The sequence below is a fragment of the Aeromicrobium sp. PFPM2_SD2 genome, from assembly GCF_057364525.1.
On the sequence record NZ_JBNFNZ010000234.1, the window covers coordinates 1 to 3906 of the forward strand.

Sequence of the window (3906 nt, forward strand, 5' to 3'; positions counted from 1 at the left end):
GCGGCGTCGGCACCGAGGCGCTCGCGGTCCTCGTCCGGGTCGAGCCGCACCAGGTCCTCGGGCGCGACCGCACCACGAGCGTGCCGAAGGCCAGTCGCTCGCCGCTGGGCATCACGACGTGCTGGGACGTCACGGCCCGCACGAACCGCCGGCGCAGCACGCCGTCGGAGCCGGCGGGCAGGGTCACGAGCTTGGCCGCGACCTCGCCGGCGGCGGCGCGCTTGGTGTCGGTGCGGAAGATCGCCTGCCCCACGCGCAGCAGCAGGACGACGACCCCGACCAGGACGGCCAGCACCAGCAGGTTGGAGAGGACGGCGGAGAGGGAACCGGGCATGGCATCATCGTCGGCGTCCTGCGCCCGGCAGGTCGAGCCGGCGCGGAACGTGTTCCAGGAGGAGCCCACGGTGGTGCGAGTGACGTGGTCGTGCGAGGACGGCCCGGCCGGGACGGACGTGCTCGCGCCCGGCACCCGCCTCGTCGTCGCCCGCCGCATGACCCTGCCCGAGCAGCAGCCCGTGGCCGTGGAGCGCATCGACGGCTCGGTCTACCTGTTCGTGCGGCTCCCCTACGTCAGCGATCCCGCTCTCGTGCTCAGCGCGACCGACGGCCACCCCGTGCTGCACCGCGGGCAGCGGGCCAACGGCGCGGTGGTCGAGGTCGTCGCCCCGGGCGGCGAGCCCACCACGCCCGCGCCCGGTCAACGGATGTCGCTCACGGCGTCCGGCACCCGGGTGGAGCTGCGCGTGCCGCCCTCGTGCTGAGCCTCGAGGTGGAGCTCGAGCGCGTCGCCCCCCGCCCGCGAGTCGGGCACCGTCCAGCTCGGCGTGGCCGCGATGGAGCACGACGACGCCTGGCTGGTCGCCGCGCTCGCGGTGGCCCTGTCCCCCGAGCACGGCGTCGTGTCGCACGCCGACCTCAAGGCCGCCTTCGCCGCGTGGCGCGACGAGCCGGAGATGTCCGACGGCACGTTCGACCGCAACGTCCTGCGACCGTCGCTGGAGACGCGCGGCGTCGAGCTGCCCGGCCGCCGGCTCAACAAGATCGTCTACCTGGTGGAGCGGTGCCGGCGCACGGCCGAGTTCCCGCCGCGCGTGCTCGACGAGGTGCGCGGCCGGCTGGCCGGGGCCTGAACGTTCAACCGGCGGCCGCCCGCGGCTCCCGGGGTGAGCGGGGCCATCATGGACGCACCATGACTCGCGTCCTCAGCCCCCAGCTCCAGCAGCGCATCACGACCGCCGACCAGGCTGCGACGTACGTCCGTCACGGCGACAACGTCGGCATGAGCGGCTTCACCGGGGCCGGCTACCCCAAGGCGCTGCCCGCCGCGCTGGCCGCCCGGATGCAGGACGCGCACGGACGCGGCGAGGACTTCCGCATCGGGCTGTGGACCGGTGCGTCCACGGCACCCGACGCCGACGGCGTCCTGGCCGAGGCCCACGGCGTCTCCACCCGGCTGCCCTACAACTCCGACCCGACGCTGCGGGCGCTCATCAACAGCGGCGAGGTCGACTACGTCGACGCCCACCTGAGCCACAGCGCCCAGCACATGTGGTTCGGCTTCTACGGCAACCTCGACGTCGCCGTCGTCGAAGTGACGGCGATCCTGCCCGACGGGCTGCTCGTGCCGTCCAGCTCGGTGGGCAACAACAAGACCTGGCTCGACCAGGCCGACCGGGTCATCCTCGAGGTCAACCACTGGCAGCCGCGCGAGATGGAGGGCTTCCACGACGTCTACTACGGCACCGCCCTGCCGCCGCACCGCCGGCCGCTCGCGCTGACCGAGCCCATGCAGCGCATCGGCGAGCCGTACCTGCACGTCGACCCGGCCAAGGTCGTCGCCGTCGTCGAGACGGACGCCCCCGACCGCAACTCCCCCTTCTCCGAGCCCGACGACGCCTCGCGCGCCATCGCCGACCACCTCGTGGACTTCCTGCGGCACGAGGTCGCGGCCGGACGCATGCCGGCGAACCTGCTGCCGCTGCAGTCCGGCGTCGGCAACGTCGCCAACGCGGTGCTCGCCGGCCTCGACGCCAGCGACTTCACCGACCTCGTGGCCTACACCGAGGTGCTGCAGGACGGCATGCTCGACCTGCTCGACAGCGGCACGCTGCGCGCCGCCTCGGCCACGTCGTTCGGGCTCTCGGACGCCGGGGTGCGCCGCTTCATGGACGGCATCGACGCCTACAAGGGCCGCATCCTGCTGCGCAGCGAGGAGATCTCGAACCACCCCGAGATCGTCCGCCGGCTCGGCGTCGTCGCCATGAACGGGATGATCGAGGCCGACCTGTACGGCAACGTCAACTCCACCCACGTCATGGGCAGCGCGATCATGAACGGCATCGGCGGGTCCGGGGACTTCGCCCGCAACGCCTTCCTGAACTTCTTCCTGTCGCCGTCGACGGCCAAGCACGGCGCGATCTCGGCGATCGTGCCCATGGTCAGCCACGTCGACCACACCGAGCACGACGTCCACGTCGTCGTCACCGAGCAGGGGCTCGCCGACCTGCGTGGCCTGGCCCCGCGCCGGCGGGCGCGGCGGATCATCGAGCGGTGCGCGCACCCGGACTTCCGTGACGCGCTGACCGACTACGTCGAGCGGGCCGAGGCCGCCCGCCCGACGGCGCGGCACACGCCGCACCTGCTGGACGAGGCGCTGTCGTGGCACCAGCGGTTCCTCGACACCGGCCGCATGTAGCCGCCCCCGCTCCCCAGCTCGCCGAGAGGACGTCCTCCGGCCGGCATGGGGAGACGGGGATCAGCCGGCGTACTCGGCGGCGGCGTCGGCGACCTTGCGCACGTAGTCGCCGCTGTTGTTGTAGGTGAGCACCGCGTCGACCCAGCCGGCGTCATCGCGCAGGTCGTCGCCGGCGTCGCAGAGGTAGCGCGCCGCGGCGAGCGTGGCGTCGTCAATCGAGTGCGGGTCGCGCCGGCCGTCGCCGTCCGCGTCGGCGCCCCACCGTTCCCACGTGGTCGGGATGAACTGCATCGGGCCCACGGCGCGGTCCCAGGTCGTGTCGCCGTCCAGCTCTCCGCCGTCGGTGTCCTCGATGGCACGGATGCCGGGACCGCCGTCCAGGCGCGGGCCGAGGATGCGGGGCCGGACGTCGCCCGCGTCGTCGACCGAGGCGCCGCCGAACCGGGCGTGCGAGGTCTCGACCCGGCCGATGCCCGCCAGCGTGTTCCAGCCCAGCTCGCAGCCGTCGGACGCGACCCGGTCGGCGGCCCGCGCGTAGGCGCTCAGCACCCGCGCGGGGATGCCGGTGCGACGGGCGCTGTCGCGCAGCCAGACCCGGTCCGGGTCGCCGTCCACGACCGGCGCGTCGGCCGTGCGCGGCACCTCGACGTCCACCCGCTGGCGGGGGTCCGAGCAGGCGGCGAGCGCACCCACCAGGCACAGGGCGAGCAGGGTCGAGGGCGTTCTCACGCCGCCAGTCTGTCCGGTGCGGACAAGCCCGACCCGGGTGCAGGTCACACCGGTCTCGTGCTTAGGATCGTCGATCGTGCCTGGCCTTCCCCCGCAGCTCAAGGACTGGGTCCCCGTGGCCCACGAGATCCTCAAGACGACCGCCTCGACCTACCAGCAGACCATCACCCACAGCGAGCTCGCCGAGCTCGTGCAGCGCCGTTCGGGCGTGCGCGCCGCGGCGCGTCACTCGGCCTGGATGGGCCCGCTCCTGGACGTCGTCGCGCTCCACGCCGAGCGTTCCGGCGAGCCGCCGCTGACGTCCCTGGCGGTGCGCCACGACGGCACCGTCGGCACCGGCTACGCCAAGGCGGCGGCCATCAACGGCACCGCCGACGTCAGCGACCTGGAGCTGAGCGCCGCCGAGCACCGGCTGGACTGCTACCGCACCTACGCCCCGGACGTCCGGAGGACGCCGCGCCGGCGCTCACCGCGCAGGAGGC

At 73.8% G+C, this 3906-nt stretch carries 6 protein-coding genes; 4 read left to right on the forward strand and 2 right to left on the reverse strand.

The annotated features are described in order from the left end of the window. Positions 1–334: hypothetical protein (locus tag AC2W7G_RS11035; protein ID WP_485868468.1), on the reverse strand; the 334-nt coding region annotated here is incomplete at its 3' end. Between the two features lie 70 nt (positions 335–404). Between AC2W7G_RS11035 and AC2W7G_RS11040 the strand changes: the two genes are divergently transcribed. The 3 genes from AC2W7G_RS11040 to scpC all read left to right on the forward strand — a co-directional run bounded on the left by AC2W7G_RS11040 (position 405) and on the right by scpC (position 2695). Further along, entirely contained in the window at positions 405–761 is a 357-nt protein-coding gene (locus tag AC2W7G_RS11040) for a hypothetical protein (RefSeq protein WP_485868469.1), read from the forward strand. Positions 762–824: 63 nt separating this feature from the next. Beyond that, a complete protein-coding gene (locus AC2W7G_RS11045; protein WP_485868470.1) occupies positions 825–1130 on the forward strand; it encodes a hypothetical protein in 306 nt (101 codons plus the stop codon). 59 nt (positions 1131–1189) lie between these two features. Then, the gene (scpC, locus tag AC2W7G_RS11050) at positions 1190–2695 is read left to right on the forward strand and encodes a succinyl-CoA:acetate CoA-transferase ScpC (RefSeq protein WP_485868471.1); all 1506 of its coding nucleotides are present in this window, start codon (positions 1190–1192) and stop codon (positions 2693–2695) included. Between the two features lie 60 nt (positions 2696–2755). On the opposite strand, the gene AC2W7G_RS11055 is transcribed toward scpC, so the two are convergent. After that, positions 2756–3424 carry a lytic transglycosylase domain-containing protein gene (locus tag AC2W7G_RS11055; protein WP_485868472.1) on the reverse strand — a complete coding sequence of 223 codons (669 nt, stop codon included), beginning with the start codon at positions 3422–3424 and terminating at the stop codon, positions 2756–2758. 76 nt (positions 3425–3500) lie between these two features. Here AC2W7G_RS11055 and AC2W7G_RS11060 point away from each other — a divergent pair. After that, on the forward strand, positions 3501–3906 hold a 406-nt coding region (locus AC2W7G_RS11060), incomplete at its 3' end, for a hypothetical protein (RefSeq protein ID WP_485868473.1).

Excerpts from the sequence above, each read along its gene's own strand:
- scpC (WP_485868471.1), top strand. The coding sequence starts at position 1,190 with ATGACTCGCGTCCTCAGCCCCCAGCTCCAGCAGCGCATCACGACCGCC.